The sequence below is a fragment of the Pygmaiobacter massiliensis genome (genome assembly GCF_900199435.1).
In the GTDB taxonomy this organism is placed as follows: Bacteria; Bacillota; Clostridia; order Oscillospirales; family Ruminococcaceae; genus Pygmaiobacter; species Pygmaiobacter massiliensis.
This window is the reverse complement of record NZ_OAML01000002.1, coordinates 809,956-830,618: the sequence shown is the minus strand read 5'-3', so window position 1 is coordinate 830,618 and position 20,663 is coordinate 809,956. Positions and strand designations below refer to the sequence as shown.

At 51.0% G+C, this 20,663-nt stretch carries 16 protein-coding genes; 10 read left to right on the top strand and 6 right to left on the bottom strand.

The genetic code is table 11. The annotated features are described in order from the left end of the window. Window position 1: 1 nt before the first annotated feature. The 4 genes from C1A11_RS04060 to C1A11_RS04045 form a co-directional block, all read right to left on the bottom strand. Entirely contained in the window at window positions 2-1,249 is a 1,248-nt protein-coding gene (locus C1A11_RS04060; RefSeq protein ID WP_102049122.1) for a glycosyltransferase family 4 protein, read from the bottom strand. A gap of 70 nt (window positions 1,250-1,319) precedes the next feature. Then, complete coding sequence (wecB, locus tag C1A11_RS04055) at window positions 1,320-2,450, bottom strand: non-hydrolyzing UDP-N-acetylglucosamine 2-epimerase (RefSeq protein ID WP_102049121.1); 1,131 nt, start codon at window positions 2,448-2,450, stop codon at window positions 1,320-1,322. A gap of 103 nt (window positions 2,451-2,553) precedes the next feature. Then, the gene (locus tag C1A11_RS04050; protein ID WP_102049120.1) at window positions 2,554-3,702 is read right to left on the bottom strand and encodes a polysaccharide biosynthesis C-terminal domain-containing protein; all 1,149 of its coding nucleotides are present in this window, start codon (window positions 3,700-3,702) and stop codon (window positions 2,554-2,556) included. Window positions 3,703-3,847: 145 nt separating this feature from the next. After that, window positions 3,848-4,891 carry a polysaccharide biosynthesis protein gene (locus C1A11_RS04045; protein ID WP_102049119.1) on the bottom strand — a complete coding sequence of 348 codons (1,044 nt, stop codon included), beginning with the start codon at window positions 4,889-4,891 and terminating at the stop codon, window positions 3,848-3,850. A 306-nt stretch (window positions 4,892-5,197) separates the two neighbouring features. On the opposite strand from C1A11_RS04045, the gene C1A11_RS04035 reads away from it, so the two are divergent. The 5 genes from C1A11_RS04035 (at window position 5,198) to bioD (ending at window position 10,983) form a co-directional block, all read left to right on the top strand. Then, on the top strand, window positions 5,198-6,523 hold the full coding sequence (locus C1A11_RS04035; RefSeq protein ID WP_102049117.1) for a hemolysin family protein: 1,326 nt from the start codon (window positions 5,198-5,200) through the stop codon (window positions 6,521-6,523). Window positions 6,524-6,632: 109 nt separating this feature from the next. Then, complete coding sequence (gene pepT, locus C1A11_RS04030) at window positions 6,633-7,844, top strand: peptidase T (protein WP_102049116.1); 1,212 nt, start codon at window positions 6,633-6,635, stop codon at window positions 7,842-7,844. 295 nt (window positions 7,845-8,139) lie between these two features. After that, window positions 8,140-9,483, top strand: a complete 1,344-nt coding sequence (locus tag C1A11_RS04025) for an MATE family efflux transporter (RefSeq protein ID WP_102049115.1) — start codon at window positions 8,140-8,142, stop codon at window positions 9,481-9,483. A gap of 271 nt (window positions 9,484-9,754) precedes the next feature. Next, entirely contained in the window at window positions 9,755-10,324 is a 570-nt protein-coding gene (locus C1A11_RS04020; protein WP_102049114.1) for a biotin transporter BioY, read from the top strand. After that, the gene (bioD, locus tag C1A11_RS04015; protein ID WP_102049113.1) at window positions 10,321-10,983 is read left to right on the top strand and encodes a dethiobiotin synthase; all 663 of its coding nucleotides are present in this window, start codon (window positions 10,321-10,323) and stop codon (window positions 10,981-10,983) included. Before C1A11_RS04020 ends, bioD begins: the two co-directional genes overlap by 4 nt. A gap of 215 nt (window positions 10,984-11,198) precedes the next feature. Here bioD and mgtE (C1A11_RS04010) read toward each other — a convergent pair whose 3' ends face one another. Continuing rightward, complete coding sequence (mgtE, locus tag C1A11_RS04010) at window positions 11,199-12,548, bottom strand: magnesium transporter (RefSeq protein WP_102049112.1); 1,350 nt, start codon at window positions 12,546-12,548, stop codon at window positions 11,199-11,201. A gap of 133 nt (window positions 12,549-12,681) precedes the next feature. Beyond that, on the bottom strand, window positions 12,682-14,037 hold the full coding sequence (gene mgtE, locus C1A11_RS04005) for a magnesium transporter (RefSeq protein ID WP_102049111.1): 1,356 nt from the start codon (window positions 14,035-14,037) through the stop codon (window positions 12,682-12,684). 591 nt (window positions 14,038-14,628) lie between these two features. Between mgtE (C1A11_RS04005) and C1A11_RS03995 the strand changes: the two genes are divergently transcribed. From C1A11_RS03995 to malQ, 5 genes are all read left to right on the top strand, one after another. Beyond that, complete coding sequence (locus tag C1A11_RS03995; RefSeq protein WP_102049109.1) at window positions 14,629-15,630, top strand: LacI family DNA-binding transcriptional regulator; 1,002 nt, start codon at window positions 14,629-14,631, stop codon at window positions 15,628-15,630. A 146-nt stretch (window positions 15,631-15,776) separates the two neighbouring features. After that, complete coding sequence (locus C1A11_RS03990) at window positions 15,777-17,108, top strand: ABC transporter substrate-binding protein (RefSeq protein WP_102049108.1); 1,332 nt, start codon at window positions 15,777-15,779, stop codon at window positions 17,106-17,108. Window positions 17,109-17,434: 326 nt separating this feature from the next. Beyond that, window positions 17,435-18,229 carry a carbohydrate ABC transporter permease gene (locus C1A11_RS03985; protein WP_376745139.1) on the top strand — a complete coding sequence of 265 codons (795 nt, stop codon included), beginning with the start codon at window positions 17,435-17,437 and terminating at the stop codon, window positions 18,227-18,229. Then, entirely contained in the window at window positions 18,229-19,071 is an 843-nt protein-coding gene (locus C1A11_RS03980) for a carbohydrate ABC transporter permease (RefSeq protein WP_102049106.1), read from the top strand. The genes C1A11_RS03985 and C1A11_RS03980 overlap by 1 nt, the downstream gene beginning before the upstream one ends. A gap of 62 nt (window positions 19,072-19,133) precedes the next feature. Then, on the top strand, window positions 19,134-20,609 hold the full coding sequence (gene malQ, locus C1A11_RS03975; RefSeq protein WP_102049105.1) for a 4-alpha-glucanotransferase: 1,476 nt from the start codon (window positions 19,134-19,136) through the stop codon (window positions 20,607-20,609). Window positions 20,610-20,663: the final 54 nt, after the last annotated feature.

Sequence of the window (20,663 nt, the reverse complement as noted above, 5' to 3'; positions counted from 1 at the left end):
TTTACCTCTCCTGTGGGGGCATTTTGCCCTCCATAATAAAATCTGCCAGCTGACCAAGCAGCTCGCTACGGTCAAAATGTGCGGCATGGTAGGCTCGTCCGCGCGCGCCCATCTCTGCTCGTTTGTCCGGCGACATGTAATAAAGGCGCAGCAAGTTTTCGGTCAGCGCATTTACATCGCCAGCATCGCACGCAAAACCACAATCGGCTTCGCGTATCACGCGCGCACCCTCGCCGTCCATGCAGCAAAGCACAGGCTTACCGGCAGCGGTATAGCTGGTAATCTTGGCGGGAATTGTCAGCCCGATGGAATCGCTGTGCACAAGGCAGGCAACCAGGGCATCTGCAAAGGTGTGATATTTCGGAATATCTGTAGGCGGATGCTGCCCTTCAAAGGCAAAATAGTCTGCCACGTTTTTATTTTTAATCAGCTTTTCAAGCGATTCACGGCTCATACCGTCGCCCACAAGAATGAAGCGGATGCCGGTAACCAGCTGTGCGCGCAAACGGCTTGCAACCTCGACGAGGTATTCAAGCCCTTGGGCGGGCGAGAAGTTGCCCGCAAACACCACATTAAATTTATCGCCAAAACGGCGCGCGAGATCCTCGTCGACCACGTCTTTGGTGTACAGCTCTTCGCAGTATTGAGGAACGACGGCAACGTCCTGTTCCGGTTTGCCGGTACGCATCAAAAGCCGCTGGCGCAGGGTGGGGGACATGGCAATCAATCGGTCTGAGCGTTTGTAATGCCAGGTAGAAACCCCCATTGCAATTTTGCGCAGCAATTTATTTTGCACGTTGAGCACCGAATACAAATTTTCCGGCCAAAGGTCCAGCACGTAAGTGGTAAGCGGAACTTTGTGCAGCTTTGCGTAAACAATAGCCGGGAAAGCCATTAATACGGGGCTGGTTTCATAGCAGAAAACGGCATCGTAATGCTTGCCGCAAAGCCGCAGCAAATCAAACGTAGCAAAAAACGGAAAAGAAATGTAATTTAAAAAGATGCGCAGGCCGGTATTGCCCTTGCGGGGAATCTCTCCGGCACGGTAAAGGGTTACGCCGTTATGCACTTCTTTGCGGGGGCCAAAAAAATGGTAGCCTTCCGCCCATTCTCCTTTGGGGTAGTTGGGCAGTCCGCAAAGCACGTCCACTTCGTAGCCCAGCTCGGTAAACCCTTGGCAAACGTCCGTGCTTCGAAAGTTTTCGGGCCAGTAGTGCTGGCTGACTACCAGAATTCTTTTTTTGCCCAAAATCAGCTCTCCTTGATTGTAAATTTAATCTGCGGCACGCCGGGGGAAAGCCCGGGCACAAGGTGCTGCTTTAAGGCTTTTGCAGCCATACGGTTTCTTTTACAATTTTAGCATAGCTCTGAATGAGCTTGACCACTTTTACCGAAACATTGGTGTCGGCGTAATCTTCTGCCATAACATACGGTTCTTTTGCATCGCGCATTGCAACTGCAAGCTGCATTGCCTGCTCCACTTCGGGGCCGGTAATGCCGCCAATTACAACACTGCCCTTGTCCAGAACTTCGGGGCGCTCGGTAGAAGTGCGAATCAGCACGCCGGCAAAGCCAAGCATGGCGCTTTCTTCCGAAAGGGTGCCGGAATCGGACAACACACAGTAAGCGTTTTTCTGCAGCTTGTTGTAATCCTGAAAACCAAACGGCTGCATTGCCTGTACCAGCGGGTGGAACTGAAAACTGCGAGCTTCAATATGCTTTTTGCTGCGGGGATGGCAGGAGTAGATGACCGGCATCTGATATTTTTCTGCAATGTTGTTGACAGCGGTCATCAAGCTCATAAAGTTTTCTTCGTTGTCGATGTTCTCTTCGCGGTGCGCAGAGAGCAGGATATACTGGCCAGCGGTGAGGTTTAGACGCTCCAGCACATTGCTTGCATCGATTTCGTCAGCGTGGGCTGCGAGCACTTCGCGCATCGGGCTGCCGGTGACAAAGATGGTTTTGCCATCGATGCCTTCAGACAGTAGATACCGACGGGAATGCTCGGTGTAGGGCATGTTGATGTCTGAGATATGGTCCACAATTTTGCGGTTAATCATCTCGGATACGTTCCAGTCCCAGCAGCGGTTTCCAGCTTCCATGTGGAAGATGGGGATTTTAAGACGTTTTGCGCTGATGGCGGCCAAAGCCGAGTTGGTGTCGCCAAGCAGCAGTATAGCGTCTGGCTTTTCCTTTACCAATACCTCATAGCTTTTGGCAATAATGCCTCCCATGGTTTCGCCAAGGTCTTTGCCGACACATTCCAGATAATAATCCGGCTCACGCAGCGACAAATCTTTAAAAAAGATACCGTTGAGGTTATAGTCATAGTTTTGGCCGGTATGCACCAGCAGATGGTCAAAGTATTTATCGCAGCACTTGATGACTTCGGACAGCCGAATGATTTCCGGACGAGTGCCAACGATGGTCATAACTTTCATTTTGTTCATCTAAACATTCCTTTCCGATGGGCTTACGGCCTGCATGGCGGCGCGAAGAGACCACAGAAATTTTATTTTCGTGCCCTTTCTGCATTCAAAACGAGAAAGGAGGTTATTTTTCTTCTACCGGCAACGCAAAGGTGTCGGGGTGCTCAGCATCAAAACATTCGTTCACCCACATAACCGTCACAAGGTCGCAATCACCCTCGTTGGTGATGCAGTGGGTATAGCCGACCGGGATATCCACCACTTCGAGCTTTTCGCCCGAAACGTGATAGTCATAAATAACATCGCTGTCCGGCAGGCGGAAGCGGATATTTGCTTTGCCCGAAACAACAAGATATTTTTCGTTTTTGGTGCTGTGCCAGTGGTTGCCTTTGGTGATACCGGGCTTTGAAATGTTCACGCTGACCTGGCCACGCTCCGGGGTGCGCAAAAACTCGGTAAAGCTGCCGCGGTCATCACCGTGCATGACGAGCGGATAGCGAAAGCCTTCTTTCGGTTCGAGATAAGAAAGGTAGGTGCTATATAGTTTTTTCTCGAATCCGCCGGCAGTGAGATCCGGTACAGCTAGGGTGCTGCGGCTTTCGTGGAAACCGCGAATCTTTTCTGACAACTCGCCGAGAGTGGTGTGGTAAATTGGCGCAATGGCACAGTAAGCCGGTTGCAGCGGGTCGGTGAGGGGGGTGCCCTCCATCGCCGCAATAAAGCAGTCGATAACATCATCGATATATACCAGAGGCAGCTCAAAACCGGGGTCGCGTACCTCAATGGGCAAATCGTGCGCAATATTGTGGCAGAAAGTTGCCACAACGCTGTTATAGTTGGGGCGGCACCATTTGCCGAACAACCCGGGCATACGGTAAACGTAAACCTTAGTGTGTGCATGGCGCTCGTAGCCGAACACGGTATCTTCGGCAAGTGCTTTGCTTTTGCCGTAATCGCTGCCATTGCCTACCTGGGCGCTGCTGGTTAAAAGGATGGGAGCACGGTTGCCAGCCTCCAGCAGCAACTCGGTCAGATGGGTGGTAAGGTCGCTGTTGCCGTCGTAAAATTCCTTCGGGTCTTTAGGACGGTTGACCCCTGCCAAATGAAACACAAACTGAGCGTCGCGTGCATAGGCTTTCAAGTCCTCTTCGGTTTTGCCCATATCGTATTCCAATACGGTTTCATAACCGCGCGCGCGCAATGCAAGGCAGAGATTTTTGCCGACAAAGCCTTTTGCACCGGTGACCAGTATCGGTCGGTTTTTCTCCAACATCAAAACGTACAGTCCTTTCTGGACCCCCTTTGCCGCGCCGCCTTTTGCAGCCGCAGCTCTAATTATGGGGAGTGAAATCACATAAACAAACAAAAAACCATAGAGAGGCAGCAGCAACCCTGGGCTGCCGCTGCCTGAACAAAATTTATTTTTCCAGCTTTTTCAGCTCTTCCTGCACATAGTCGTTGGTCAGCAGTTTTGCTACCACACCGTCTACATCAAGGCGCTGGGTGTTGTGGCTGGTGTAAGAGTCTTCACTTTCAGTCACGACCTGCCCGTCCACAAAATATTTATCGTAGTTGAGGTCGCGTCCATCCGCAGAAACACGATAGTAATGCCCCATATCGGTCGCTTTCAGCCGCTCTTCGCGGGTCATCAGCGTTTCGTACAGTTTTTCGCCGTGGCGGGTGCCAATGATGCGGATGCCGGTATCACCAAACAGTTTCTGCACACCTTTGGCAAGGTCTTCAATGGTGGAAGCATCTGCTTTCTGAATAAATAAATCGCCCGGGTTTGCGTGCTCAAACGCAAACAATACAAGGTCGACTGCTTCTTCGAGGTTCATCAAAAAGCGGGTCATGCTAGGGTCAGTGATGGTCAGCGGCTGCCCGGCACGAATCTGGTCGATGAACAGCGGAATAACGCTGCCACGGCTGCACATAACGTTACCATAGCGGGTGCAGCAGATGGTGGTATCCTCTGCTTTTACGTTGCGTGCTTTGGCGTGGATTACCTTTTCCATCATAGCCTTAGAGATACCCATGGCATTGATGGGATAAGCGGCTTTATCGGTGGAAAGGCAGACGATGCGTTTTACGCCCGCATCAATTGCTGCGGTCAGCACGTTATCAGTGCCCTCTACGTTGGTGCGCACTGCCTCCATCGGGAAGAATTCACAGCTCGGCACCTGCTTTAATGCCGCAGCGTGGAAGATATAATCTACACCGCGCACTGCATCGCGCAGGCTGTCGATGTTGCGTACATCGCCAATATAAAAGCGCAGTTTTGCTGCCGATTTCGGGTCTTTTGCCTGAAACTCATGGCGCATGTCGTCCTGCTTTTTCTCATCGCGCGAGAAAATGCGAATCTCGCCAATGTCGGTGGCCAAAAAGCGATTGAGCACTGCGTTGCCAAACGACCCGGTGCCGCCGGTAATAAGCAGTGTTTTGCCTTCAAAAATCGTTCCCATTGCGTTTTGTCCTCTCTGCGGGTGCGGAAAATAAAAAAGAATTTGTATTTCTGCCGCGCGCCGCGCAAAAAATACCAATAATCGATAAATAGTATACCATAAAGCCATAGCTTTTAAAAGAGTATTTGTTCATCACGACTAAGGAGAATAACGGAAAAGCCGGTGCAAAATTCAACTTTCTTCAATGTTTACAAGTTGTTTATTGACGCAGGGTGCTGTTTCTGTTATATTACGTTATTATAGCTGCGCCAAAGTTTGATTTTGGCGGCACGAATTTTTCTATAAGAAAGAGGTTTAATTTATTACATGGACACAGTTCCTAGTCTTTTGCTGCTCGTAGTTCTCATCGGCGTCAACGCCTTTTTTGCGATGAGCGAAATTGCCATTATCTCGGTCAACACCCAGAAGATGAAGCATCTCGCCGAGGAAGGGAGCCGGGCAGCGACACATCTCCTTTCTATCACAGAGGCCCCCTCAGATTTTCTCGCCACCATTCAGGTGGGCGTTACCTTGTCGGGCTTTTTGGCATCTGCCGTTGCGGCAGATAACTTTGCCGGCATTTTTGTAACGTGGCTTTCCTTTTTGCCTGTTTCGCCAGACGTGGTGCGCAGCGTTGTGCTTGTTGTTATCACGCTGGTGCTCTCATATTTCACCTTGATTTTGGGTGAACTGGTGCCCAAGCGCATAGCAATGAAAGACCCGGACGCCGTTGCGCTGAAAACGGTAGGTACCGTATGGGGCATGTATAAAATTTGCCGCCCGTTTGTTAAGTTCCTTGCTTTTTCTACCAATATGGTGCTGCGTTTGTTCGGCATCGGGCCAGAAAATGGGGAAGATAAGGTCGGCGAAGAAGAAATCCTTATGATGGTGGAAGCCGGCGAGGATTCCGGTGCCGTAGAGCCGCACGAGCGCGTGATGATTGAGAATATTTTTGAATTTGATGACCGCCGTGTTTCTGACGTAATGACCCACCGCACCGATATTGTTGCGGTGAGCGAAGACGATGACCTCGGTACCCTGGTACGGCTTGCAGAAACCGAGCGCTTTTCTCGCCTGCCGGTTTACCGCACAGACCTTGACGATATTGTCGGCACCATCTACTTGAAAGATGCGGTGCCGTACCTTTCTGATAAAGCAAGCCTTGGCAGCAAGGTTTCTACCCTGATGCGAGAAGTGCTCTACGTGCCGTCTTCGATGCGCTGCAGCCTTTTGCTGCGGCAGTTTCGCGAGCGCCGCTTGCGTATGGCCATCGTAGTGGATGAATACGGTGGCACCGAGGGTCTGGTAACAATGGAGGACCTGCTGGAGGCCATTGTGGGTGACCTTGACGACGAACATGACGAAGAGGACGACAGCATTGTACCGCTTTCTGAAACCAGCTGGCTCTTCTCGGGTGAGGCTGAAATAGAGGACGTAGAGGATCTGCTGGGCAAAGACCTGTTTGCCAACGATGACTCTGATACGCTCAACGGCTTTATTACTGCTATGCTGGGCCGTATTCCTTCGGCAGGCGAGGTGATTCCGCTGCAAAGCGATGCGTACCTTTGTACCATTGTCTCGGCCAACGCGCGGTGTATTGAAAAGCTGCGGATTGAAAAAGTGGTTCCGGCCCCTGAGAAAACTGCGGATTGAAAAAATTCAGCTGAAAAGCGTATAATAGAATAGACGATTTTTATCGGCCGCCTTGGGCAATTTGCTCGGGGCGGCTGACTTGTACCATAACACCGAAAGGAAGTACAATATGCGCGCCTACGAAAGATTTTTAAACTATGTAAAGATTTATACTACAAGCGACCCGGAGAGCACCGCTACCCCAACTGCCGCACGGGAGCGTGACCTTGCGCTGCTGCTGGTAGACGAGCTGAAAGCGATGGGTATTGCCGATGCACGCATAGACGAAAAAAGCTATGTTTACGCAACGTTGCCGGCAACGCCGGGGCTTGAGCAAAAGGATGCTATCGGGTTCATTGCTCATTTAGATACCGCCCCTGATGCGCCGGGCGAAAATGTACGCCCTGTGCTGCACGAAAATTATGATGGCGGAGATGTTGCGCTTGGGAGCATCACGCTTTCTCCCGCAATGTTTCCGCACCTTGCCCAGATGAAAGGCAAAACCTTGATTACCACCGACGGCACCACCTTGCTGGGTGCTGACGACAAAGCGGGTATTGCTGAAATTATGACAATGCTCGAGCGGGTGATGGGCGAAGGCACCGCGCACCCGAAGCTTTGCATCGCCTTTACGCCGGACGAAGAGGTAGGCGCAGGGGCAGATCACTTTGACGTGTCGGGCTTTGGCGCAAAATACGCTTATACGGTAGATGGTGACGCTCCCGGGTTGATCGAGTATGAAACCTTTAATGCAGCGGATGCTACATTTGAAATTCAAGGTGTTTCGGTGCATCCGGGTTCTGCAACCGGCATTATGGTAAACGCAGGACTGATTGCCGCCGAGCTGGCAATGATGCTGCCGCAAAACGAAACCCCCACCACCACCAAAGAGCGCGAGGGCTTTTACCACCTGTGCAGCTTGAAAGGCAAGGTGGAAAGCGCTGTGCTGGAGTATATTGTGCGCGACCACGACCGCGAAAAATTTGAGGCACGCAAAGCGTTTTGTGTCGAAGTTGCTGAAACGTTAAATCAAAAGTATGGCGTAGGCACCGTGAAAGTGACCGTCACCGACAGCTACTATAACATGGCAGAAAAAATTGAGCCTTGCTTCTTCCTTGTGGAAAACGCCTTGGAAGTCTGCCGTGCGCTTGGGCTGGACGCCCACTGTGAACCGGTGCGCGGAGGCACCGACGGCAGCCGGCTTTCCTTTATGGGTTTGCCCTGCCCGAATCTGCCCACCGGCGGACGTGCCTTCCACGGGCCGTATGAGCATATCACGACAGAGGATATGGATATCTGCGTGGAAACCTTGCTTGGCCTAGTAAAAAAATACGCAGAATAAAACAAAAAGTGTTTCCCCGTGCCTTTGGGCATGGGGAAACTTTTTGCTCGTTTTTCCACCATTATCGCTGTTTTTGTTTATTGCCAAGGAACAAAGCGCATTTGACCGATTGATTGTTTTTACGCAATGCTCAAAATGCTCAGTTATTTGTAAAGCGGAACGAAATCTATGATTTGATATTGGTTGATATATACAAATAATGGAAGAATAAATTGTGAACATCGTAGATGTTATCTCTGGCCAAACGAGCTATTAATATGCTATACTGGCATTTCGAGAAAGAGGAGGGAAGAGAATGGATGCTTCTTTGCAGCCGGCCCCGCAGTACTCACTGCTGAAAATGACATGGCCGATTTTTATTGAATTATTATTGCAGATGCTGGTCGGCAATATGGACCAGATTATGCTGAGCCATTTTAACGGTACGGCCGTTGCTGCGGTTGGCAACGCAAATCAAATTATCAACGTGCTGGTACTTACTTTTACCGTGATTAACCTCGCCGCGACGATTTTGATTAGCCGTTACCTCGGCGCACAGGACACCAAAAGCGTCAGCCAGATTTACACGCTTTCGGTAGGCGTTAATCTGTTGCTGGGGATTTTGCTCACTGTGGTTTTGGTTGGGCTGCGCAACCCCTTACTGTTGGCCATGAAAGTGCCGGGCGAGATTCGCCCCGAAGCTTCTGCTTACTTGCTGATTACCGGCCTTTCGATGCCGTTTCAGGCACTGATGCTCACCTTTAGTGCTTTTCTGCGTGCCCATGCAAAAATGAAAACCACGATGCTGGTAACCGGCATTATCAACATTGTGAATATTGTCGGCAACGCGGCGTTCATCAATGGCATTGGCCCGTTGCCCCGCATGGGTGCCGCCGGTGCTGCGCTTTCTACTTCCATCTGCCGCGTCATGGGCATGGTATTGCTGGGGATTGCTTTCTACCGCAGTGTGCCGGGTGAAAAAATAAAAGCATCGCTGTTGCGCCCCTTCCCGCATGATTTACTGAAAAAGCTGCTTGGTATCGGTTTACCTACCGGCGGCGAAAATCTGTCTTATAATCTTTCGCAGATGGCTTGCCTGGTGTTCGTCAATACTTTTGGCACCTATGTGGTTACCACCCGTATGTATTGTGTCATGTTTGCACAGGTTTGCTATATGCTGATTCTGGCAGTCAGTCAGGCGGGGCAGATTATCGTAAGCTACTGCGTGGGCGCAAAAGACTTTGCCCGTGCCGAGCGTGAGAACGCTCGGATTCTACGCCTTTTTACACCGATTACGGTGGGCGTTACGGTGGTGTTATTCTTATTTGCAGAGTCGCTGTTTGGTGTTTTTACACAAGATCCGCGCATTATTGTGCTGGGCAAGCAAATTTTATTTGTTGAGATATTTCTTGAAATTGGGCGCTGCTTTAACATTGTGCTGGTGCGCAACTTACAGGCGGTAGGCGATGTAAAGCTCACGGTTAGTGTCGGCATTGCCAGCCAGTGGATTATTGCGGTTGGTGTGGCATGGCTTTTGAGCGTACCGGCAGGGCTTGGCCTTGTGGGCATCTGGATTGCATTCGCCATTGATGAAAATGTGCGAGCGGTGATTCTTTACCTGCGCTGGAAACATGGAAAGTGGAAAAAGCTACTTGCCTGACCGGTGCAGAACGCTGCGAATATCAAAAAGAGCCTTTAGTGCAGATATTTCGTATAGGCGCAAATAGAATAAAAGCGGCAGAAAGTAACTACTTTCTGCCGCTTTTTTGTGGCACTATATTGGGAGAAAGAAATAAAAACAGCTTGTCAACTTAAAATATAAATATGGTTGACAATGAGAAAAATATAGTGTACCATAGGTTTCGCAAAAGAAAGGCTGTGGCTTTCTGCGCAAGGCGCAAAAAGCAGAGCGAAAAGAGGAAGCGAAATTTATGAAAACAAAATTGTCTACAAAAGAGCTTGTGCTGGCAGCACTTTTTACTGCCCTGACGGCCATTGGCGCGTTCATTCAGGTGCCGGTACCGTTTATGGATTACTTTACCCTGCAGTTTTTATTTGTGGTTATGGCGGGGCTGCTGCTGGGGCCGCGCCTGGGGGCTGTTTCGGTGGGCACCTATGTTGCATTGGGACTTGTCGGCTTTCCGGTTTTTGCGGCAGGCGGTGGTATTCAGTACATTTTTCGTCCCAGCTTTGGCTACCTTTTAGGATTTGTGGTAGCAGCATTTACCGCAGGCACTGTGGTACAAAAATGTGCTGAGCCGAGCTTTCGGCATTATCTTGCCGCAGCCTTTTGCGCTATGGCGGTAACTTATTTAATCGGCTTTGCTTATAAATATATGATTTTGAACTTTTACACCAACGAGCCGACATCTATTCTCACGATTGCACTGGCCTCGTTGCCGCTGGATATTCCCGGAGATGCGGTGCTCTGTGTTGCCGCAGCTGCGCTGGCAGGGCGGCTGCGCCGTGCATTAAAACTTGCGGAGGTGCAAGCGGCATGAAAAGCATTTTTGTAACAGCCACGGGCACCGATGTTGGTAAAACCTATATCAGTGCGTTGCTGGTAAAAGCGATGCGGGATGCGGGCGTGGATGCACGGTACTATAAGCCTGCTCTTAGTGGTGCAGTGCGCGAAGGAGAGCGGCTGATTCCGGGCGATGCGGCCTTTGTCGCCGAATGCGCAGGCTTGCAGCAGCAGCCGGAACAGATGGTATCTTATATTTTCGAAGAAGCAGTATCGCCGCATTTAGCGGCAAAGCGCAGCGGCGCTGCCATTGAGCTGGAAAAGCTGGCAGACGACCGCACAAAAGCCGGTGCAGCGGCTGAGTTTTTATTGGTCGAAGGCTGCGGCGGGCTAATTTGCCCGCTGCGGCGCGATGACCAGAGCCTGATGCTGGCAGACGTAGCAGAGCGTTTTGGCGATGAGCTGCTTTTGGTTGCTCCGGCTGGTCTCGGGAGCATCAACGCTGCGGTGCTTACAGCAGAGTATGCCAAGCAGCGCGGTTTAACCGTACGCGGCATTGTGCTCAACGGTTACGAAGCAGGCAACTTTTTGCATGAAGACAACCGGCAGGAGATTGAAGCGTTGACCGGTTTGCCCGTGCTTGCCACAGTGGCATGGGGGGCAAAGCAGATTGATTTGAACCTTGCACAGCTTTAAATAAGTTTTAAACAGGGTAGAGAAATCTGCACTGAAAATAAAACAAAAAGGCACAGCCGCAACTTGCAGGCTGTGCCTTTTTTATTTGGTTGTTTTATAGCGTGTTATTCTTGTGCTGCTATTTGTGAAAGTGATTTGCAACAGCGGGTGAGGTTTCAATCTTTACACAAGTCAATTTGCAAGAAGAGTTGCCATATAAAAACCTGCGCTTCTGGTTACAAAGAAAGCAGATGAGCCGCGATGTTAAAGTAAATCAGCAGCGAAGCGGCATCTACAATCGTAGTAACCAGCGGTGCCACCATAATGGCCGGGTCAACGTGGCAGAATTTCGCCAGCATCGGCAGCAAGCCGCCAATCAGCTTTGCCATCACCACAGTGCAGAGCATTGTCAGCGCAACCGTAAGGGCAATCATCTCGTTGCCGGGGTAGGTGATAATCAGGCGGATAAAGTTAACGCTGCCCAAAATAACACCGACGAGCAGGCTGACTCGGAGTTCTTTCCACAAAACGCGGAACCAGTCGCCCATATCAATTTCACCGGTGGCCATACCGCGGATAATCAAGGTGCTGGACTGACTGCCTGCATTGCCGCCGGTATCGGTAAGCATCGGGGTAAAGGTAACCAGTAGCGGCAGTGCGCTGATGGCAGCCTCAAATTTGCCCATGATGCTGCCGGTAATCATGCCGGACACCATGAGCACCAACAGCCAGACAATACGGTTTTTGGCAAGTTCAAAAATGCCGGTTTTCAGGTAAGGCTTTTCCGACGGGTGAATACCGCTCATGCCCTCAAAGTCTTCCGTTGCCTCCTGCTCCATAACGTCAATCGCATCGTCAACCGTAACAATGCCGACCAGTCGTTTTTCGTGGTCTACCACCGGCAGAGAGAGCAGGCCATATTTGGAAAAGAGGTGTGCTACCTCTTCCTGGTCCTCCAGGGTGCCCACCGAGATAACCTCGGTGTCCATCAAATCTTCAACCACGGCATCGTCCGGGGCGAGCAGAAGGCTTTTTACAGTGATGACGCCTTCCAGCACACGTGCACGGTCAATGACATAACAGGTGTAAACTGTTTCGCGGTCTTCGCCCGTGCGGCGGATATGCTCAATGGCATCTGCAACCGTCATGGTAGCGCGCAGGTCGGTAAATTCGGCTGTCATAATACTGCCGGCAGAGTTTTCAGGATATTTCAAAAATTGGTTGATCAAGCTGCGGGTTTCGCTCGTTGCGTTTTTCAGTACCCGCTTTACGACGTTGGCGGGCAGCTCTTCAAGCATATCTACCGCATCGTCGACGTACAAATCCTCAATAATTGCCGAAAGCTCCTGGTCAGTCATTGAGGTAATGATAATCTGCTGGTCTTCGCTTTCCAGTTCGGGGAAAACGTCCGCCGCCATCTGTTTGGGCAGGGTGCGAAAGCAGATGGCTTTTTTAGTGGGCGGCACCTCGCTGATGAAATCCGCCACATCAACTTCATTCATCTCTGCAAGTTCGGCGCGCAGCGCCTTAAAACGACGCTCGGCCAGCAGTTCGCCCAGCGCGTCAAAATCGTAATTCAGATTCAACAGAATCCCTCCTGTTCATGTAAGATGCCGGAACAGGGATGCAGCAAGGGGCATTGCGGGCCGGTCCCAATACCGGCTGCTGCATGTTTTATCAGGGGCCTAAACGGTATGCCCCTAAAATGGGTGCTCCGGCTCAGGCGCTGATGTTCAGCAGCTGCAATGCAATGTTAAAGTAAATGATAAGCGCCGCAGCATCTACAATCGTAGTCAGCAGCGGGGCCGCCATCAATGCAGGGTCCGCACCGGCGGCTTTGGTCAGCATCGGCAGTACACCGCCGATGGTTTTTGCTGTGACGATTACGCAGAACATAGTCAGCGCAACAGTAAGGGCAATCATTTCATTGCCGGGGTAGGTGATAATAAGGCGGATGTAGTTGACCGCCGCAAGCACGCTGCCCACCAAAAGGCTGACGCGCAGCTCTTTCCAAAACACGGCGGGCAGATCTTTCATTTCTATTTCATTCGTGGCAAGTCCGCGGATAATCAAGGTGCTGGATTGGCTGCCGGCGTTGCCGCCGGTACCGGTGAGCATCGTTGTAAAGGTAACCAGCAGCGGCATTGCGCTGATAGCACCCTGAAAGCGCCCTAAAATATGGCCGGTAACCATGCCGGAAATCATCAGCACCAAAAGCCAGACGATACGGTTTTTGGCAAGGTAAAGAATACCGGATTTCAGATAAGGCTTTTCGGATGGGTGCATACCGCCCATAACCTCAAAGTCCTCGGTGGTTTCCTGCTCGATAACGTCAATCGCATCGTCAACGGTGATAATGCCGACGAGGCGGTTTTCATGGTCGACGACCGGCAGTGAAAGCAGGCCGTACTTCGAGAAGAGATGTCCGACCTCTTCTTGGTCTTCCAGCGTATCTACCGACATTACATCGGTGTCCATAACATCTTCTACCCGCATGCCATCCGGGGCAAGCAGCAGGTCTTTTACCGTCACAACCCCTTCCAGCAGGCGTGCGCGGTCAATGACGTAACAGGTGTAAATGGTTTCGCGGTCCTCACCCGTGTGGCGGATGTGCGCAATGGCCTCGGCCACCGTCATAGTGCCGCGCAGGTCGGTAAACTCGGCGGTCATAATGCTGCCGGCAGAGTTTTCGGGGTATTTGAGGAATTGGTTGATGAGGCTGCGGGTTGCCGGAGTGGCGCTTTTCAGTACGCGTTTGACCACGTTGGCAGGCAGCTCTTCGAGCATATCGACCGCGTCATCTACAAACAAATCTTCGACCATGACCGAAAGCTCCTGGTCGGTCATCGCAGAGATAATCAGCTGTTGGGTCTCGGTTTCCATTTCCGAAAAGACATCGGAAGCCATCTGCTTTGGCAGTGTGCGGAAACAGATTGCCTTTTTTTCAGGTGCGAGCTCTTCAATGAAAAGCGCAACGTCTACTTCGTTCATCTCTGCCAAAATAGCACGCAGTGCTTTAAAATCTCGCGTGTCAATCAGCAGATTCAAAGAATCAATATCGTAGTTTAGTTCCAAAGGTGTTCCTCCTGTTCTTTCAAAATTTTGCTGTGGCGACAGAACAGGTACACAGAACAAATAAAAACCGCAGAGCCTTTTCTCAAACCAGAGAAAATAGCTCTGCGGCGATCTTCAAAATGCGCGCAAAAATCAAGGCCGGGCGGAAAAACAAGCATTTCCGTCGGCACAGGACCGGCACAAAAGAGGATCACCGTTCTGGGTACTTTGTCGAGCAGGTTCCACTTGTTTTCCCTCCATCAATTAAAGTCGCAACACCGTACTTGCGGGGTGTGCGCATAGTAATAGTGTAGACCTTTAAGGCCACTTTTGCAAGCCTTTTACGGCATTTTTAAGAGGAAAACCAGCCAAAAACCAGCGGCGCAGTGCCTGTGGCAACAACTTGCCGCAACAGGCAAAAACGGAGGCGCTTATGTATTTTACACAAAAAATAGAAATACAAACAGAACGAATTGCCAAAAATGCACCAAACCTCTTGTAATTTTGTTGCGAGAGAGTTATATTGATGTTGCCAATAACAGGAAACGTTTCCGGCAACGTTACCGAAAACGTTTCTATCCGACACAATATTGCAAGAAAGGGCGTTATCCCATGACGATCAAGGACATCGCAAGAGAATCGGGATATGCAATCAGCACCGTTTCCCGCGCGCTGAACAATCACCCTGATGTCAGCCCAGAGGCAAAAGCCCGCATTCGCGAAGTGGTTGAAGCCCACGGCTTTGTGCCTAATAATAATGCCCGCCAGCTCAAGCAGCAGCAAAGCCAAACCATTCTGCTTGTGGTCAAGGGCAACTCCAATGCATTTCTCTCTGCGCTTATTGAGCAGATGCAGAGTACCGCAAGCGAAGCGGGTTACAGCGCCCAGTGCCATTACCTCGACGAAGATGCAAACGAGGTACTGGTGGCAGCGCAGCTCTGCCGCGAGCGCAAACCGCTCGGCATTATCTTTTTGGGCGGCAGCACGGAAAGCTTTAAAAAAGATTTTGAGACCATCCCCGTGCCCTGTGTGCTCGCAACCACAGTGGCAAAAGAAATCTCTTACCCCAACCTCTCGATGGTCGGCATCGACGACGTGGACGCCGCATATAACGCCATTGCTTATCTTTTCTCCAAAGGGCACCGGCACATCGGCATCGTTGGCGGCAATACTCAGCTTTCTTACATCAGCGGTCAGCGCTATGAAGGCTGCGCAGCCAGCTTTAAAGCGCAGGGGCAGACCTTTGATGAGGCCAAATACGAAAAGGCAAACTTTAATTACGGTAGTGCCTACCGTGCCATGAACCGCCTGCTGGATAAAAAGAAAAATCTCACCGCGGTTTTCTGCATGTCAGACACAATGGCAATTGGAGCCATCCGCGCTGTGCGCGACCGCGGACTGCGGGTGCCGGAGGATATTTCGGTGCTGGGCTTTGACGGTATTGAGCTGGCTCAGTTCTATGATCCCAAACTGGCGACCATCAGCCAGCCAATTAAAGAAATCGCCGAGCGCAGCGTTGCATTACTGGTTTCTCATATTGAAAAAAGGACCCCGGCTGAAACGGTGGTTGTAGATTTTCGCCTGCAGGAGGGCGATTCTGTCCGCTCGGTATGAATGTAGACGCGATAGCTGCCCATACTGATTAAAATGACGGACAAAAAACAGCAGCGCCGGGCGAAGGGCGCAAGGTTCGTTTGGTTGTAATCGACCGGCCCATACCGGTTGATGATAGCATATACGCAATTTTTAGGAGGATAGTTATGAAAAGAATGAACAAAGTTCTGGCACTTGCACTCGCAGCAGTTATGACTGCAAGCGCACTTGCAGGCTGCGGCGGCGCCGCGTCTAGCAGTACGCCCGCAGCTTCCTCTGGTTCCACCTCGACCGGTGCAAAAGGGCAGGTCTATTACCTGAACTTTAAACCCGAGCAGGCAGACCAGTGGACCGCACTCGCAAAAAAATACACCGAGCAGACCGGCGTTCCCGTGAACGTTGTAACCGCCGCTTCCGGCACTTATGAGCAGACCCTGAAGAGCGAAATTGCTAAAACCGAAGCACCGACCCTGTTCCAGGTCAACGGCCCGGTTGGTCTCGCCGCTTGGAAAGATTACTGCTACGACCTTTCCGGCACCGATGTTTATAAAGAGCTGAAGAGCGATGACTTTGCCTTGAAAGACGGCAACGCTGTTTACGGCATTGCTTATGTTATCGAAACCTACGGCATCATCTACAACAAAACTCTGCTCGAAAAAGCAGGCTATACCGCAGCAGACATCACCAACTTCGCTTCTTTGAAGAAAGTTGCTGACGATATCCAGGCTCGCAAAGCTGAGCTGGGTATCAAAGGCGCATTCGCTTCTGCCGGTATGGATAGCTCCTCTGACTGGCGCTTTAAAACTCACCTCGCCAACCTGCCGATCTACTATGAATATCAGAAAGACGGCATTGGCGATACCGAAGCCATCAAAGGCACCTACCTCGACAACTACAAGAACATCTGGGATTTGTATATCACCGATTCCACCTGCGCGCCCTCTCTGCTCTCCAGCAAAACTGGCGACGACGCTCTGTCGGAGTTCGTACTCGGCGAGGCAGTCTTTTACCAGAACGGCACCTGGGCTTATGGCGATATCCAGAAAGCTGACACCCTCAAAGACGATGAGATCGGCATGCTGCCCATCTATATCGGCGCTGAAGGCGAAGAGAACCAGGGCCTCTGCACCGGTTCTGAGAACTACTGGTGTGTTAACAAAAATGCAAAACCCGAAGACATTCAGGCAACCCTCGACTTTATGAAATGGTGTGTCACCAGCGAAGAAGGCAAAACCGCACTTTCCAGCGAGATGGGCTTTGTTTGCCCGTTCAAAGGCTTCACTGGCGAGTTCCTGCCCTCCAACCCGCTGATTGCAGCTGCTGACCAGTATATCGCAGACGGTAAGACCTCTGTGCTGTGGTGCTTCACCACCATGCCCTCTGAAGAGTGGAAGAACGGCGTTGGCAATGCACTGCTTGAGTACGCACAGGGCACCGGCGACTGGAGTGCAGTTACCAAAGCATTTGTAGATGGCTGGGCAACCGAGAAAAAAGCCTAATCTAACACTATGCAACACTAAAATACCCTGAGCAAAGAGGGGTGAGCGTACCCGCTCACCCCTCTTTTACATGAAAGAAGCGTTGGTCGCCCCAACGTGCTTTCTTACAAACGGGCGAGCTGAAAAAGCAGGAACTTTTGGCAGGCAGAAAACCAAAATATCATCTTATTTGCGTAAAGATTGAATTTTGGAGGCCATTCCCGGAAATTCTACCTGCCATACGGTTCCATTGCCGAGAGGCGACCCCGATAAAAAATGCAGAAATGAGGTGAGGCCCTGTGGAACGATCACTCAGAAAGTATTCTCCTATTTTTATACTGCCCACGATGTTGGCCTTTTTCGTAGGTTTCATTCTTCCGTTTATCATGGGCATCTATTTAAGCTTTTGTGAATTTACAACCGTTACTGACGGCAAATTTGTAGGGCTTAAAAACTACATTAAAGTGTTTCAGGATGCGACATTCCTTCACTCGCTTTGGTTTACAGTACTGTTTACCATTGTTTCAGTAATTGCCATCAACGTGCTGGCCTTTGCGGTAGCTATGTTGATGACCAAAGGAATTCGCGGCACCAATGTGTTCCGCACCGTCTTCTTTATGCCTAACCTCATTGGCGGCATCGTGCTGGGCTATATCTGGCAGCTTATTTTTAACGGTATTCTGCAATACTTTAGCCGCACGCTGACCTATTCTTCGAAATACGGTTTCTGGGGCCTCGTTATTTTGATTTGCTGGCAGCAGATTGGTTATATGATGATTATCTATATCGCAGGGCTTCAGAGCATCCCCGGCGATTTGTATGAAGCGGCAGAGATTGATGGCTGCACCAAACGGCAGACGCTCTTTAAGATCACCATTCCGATGAGCATGCCAAGCATCACCATCTGCACCTTTTTAACCCTGACCAACGGCTTTAAGCTGTTTGACCAGAACCTCGCGCTGACCGCCGGGCAGCCGTCCAACAAGACAGAGATGCTCGCGCTGAACATCTTCAGCACCTTCTATAGCCGCGTCGGCTGGGAGGGCGTTGGCCAGGCAAAGGCAGTCATCTTCTTCATCATTGTTGTGGCCATTGCATTGATTCAGCTTAGGCTGACCCGCAGCAAGGAGGTGCAGCAATAATGACAAGCGAAAAAAAGCAAAAGGGCGGCTGGGGACTTACCATTTTTCTCTCGCTCTTCTCGGTGCTGTATGTTCTGCCTATCGTTATCGTGTTTACCAACTCGTTCAAGAAAAAGGCGTTCATCAACCGCTATCCGTTTACACTGCCCGACAGTAAAAGCTTTGTCGGCTTTGAAAACTATATCGAGGGCATTCGCAAAACCGACTTTTTTAACGCCTTTGGCACCAGCCTTTTTATTACGGTTGGTTCGGTAGCGTTGATTCTTGTCTGCACCTCGATGTGCGCTTGGTATATCACCCGCCGCAGCAACCGTTTTACCCGTTCGGTTTATATGCTGTGCGTTTTCTCGATGGTAGTACCATTCCAGATGGTAATGTTTACCCTCTCGAAAATTGCAGATATGCTCCGTCTGGATAACCCACTGGGCATCATCTTTGTCTACCTTGGTTTTGGTGCGGGCCTCGCGGTATTTATGTTCTGCGGCTTTGTGAAAAGCATTCCGCTGGAGATAGAAGAAGCCGCCATGATTGATGGCTGCAACCCGTTGCAGATTTTCTTTAAAGTGGTTTTCCCGGTTATGAAACCGACCTATATCTCGGTTGGCATTCTCGAAACCATGTGGATTTGGAACGACTATTTGCTGCCGTACCTCGTACTGGATCTGAAAAAATACAAAACCATCCCCATTGCCATTCAGTACCTCAAAGGTGGCTATGGTTCTATTGACTGGGGCGCCATGATGGCAATGCTGGTGCTCGCCATTATCCCCATCATCGTGTTCTATATGGCTTGCCAGAAGCACATTATTAAAGGCGTTGTGGCAGGCGCAGTAAAAGGATAATACAGCAAACGCAGCGGCCTTGACCTCGGCCGCTGCGTTTTGAAAGAAAGGGTGGTCACATTTTGAAACGAACCTGCGGGATTTTATTACCAGCGTCCAGCCTCCCCTCACCCTGGGGCATCGGTACACTGGGCGAAGAAGCCTATCGCTTTGTAGATTTTTTGGCTGCGGCGGGCCAGCACTATTGGCAGATACTGCCGCTCGGTCCCATTGGCTATGGCGACAGCCCCTATCAAAGCTTTTCCGCTTTTGCAGCAAACCCCTATTATATTGATTTGGAAACGCTGATTGGTGAAGGGCTTTTGCAGCGGGCAGAAGTGGAAGCGACCTATTGCGGCAGCGACCCCGCCAAGGTGGATTACGGTGCACTTTACGCCGAACGATTTGAACTGCTGCGCCTTGCTGCCGACCGGTTTGATACCGGTTGTGACGCTTATGCAGACTTTGTAGCGCAAAATATGGCATGGCTGCCAGACTATGCGCTGTTCATGGCACTAAAGGCAGAGCACGGTATGGTGTCGTTTACCGAGTGGCCTGAGCCGCTGCGCCGCCGAGATGCAGAGGCGCTGCTTGCTGCAAGGGTTCGGCTTGAGCATGAAATTCGCTATTGGCAGGTCTGCCAGTATCTTTTCTACGCACAGTGGCACCGGCTGAAAAGCTATGCAAACGAGCATGGCGTAAAAATTATCGGCGATTTGCCCATTTATGTTTCACCGGATTCTTCTGACCTGTGGGCTTCGAGAGAGCTTTTTCAGACCAATGAAAACGGAGATTTAACCGAAGTCGCCGGGTGCCCGCCCGATGCTTTTTCAGAGGAGGGCCAACTTTGGGGCAATCCCCTTTACAACTGGCAGCAGCATTTGGATACCGGCTGTGCATGGTGGATTCGCCGGTTGCGCCATGCAGGCGAAGTCTACGATGTAGTCCGCATTGACCATTTCCGTGGATTCGAAAGCTATTATGCCATCCCCGCCGGGGCAAAAAATGCCGTAGGTGGCAGTTGGCGTGAAGGCCCTGGCATGAAGTTGATTGAAAAAATCAAAACGGCGTTGCCGGAGCTGCCGATTATTGCAGAGGACCTAGGCTACCAGACAGACGCGCTGCGTCGTATGCTGGCGGAGAGTGGATTCCCTGGTATGAAGGTGTTGCAGTTTGCTTTTGATTCCCGCGAGGAGAGTGACTATCTGCCGCACAATTACACCCGCAACAGCGTGGTGTATACCGGCACCCACGATAATCCGCCCACCGCAGACTGGCAGTATAGTGCCCCGCCGGAGGATGCCGCTTTTGCACGACGCTACCTTGGGCTGCAGCCGGAGCAGGACCTAACCCGTGCTTTGGTGCGGGCAGCGCTGGCAAGCGTTTCCGATACCTGCATCATTCCCTTACAGGATTATCTGGGCCTTGGCAAAGAAGCGCGGATGAACACCCCCAGCACCCTGGGCGGTAACTGGCAGTGGCGCGTGCAAAAAGATGTGTTTACAACCAGTTTTGCACAAGAGCTGCACGCGCTGGCGGCGCTTTATGGCAGAATATAACTCAAAAACAGTCCTTCGCTTATCCAGCGGAGGGCTGTTTTTTGCTGCGCACTA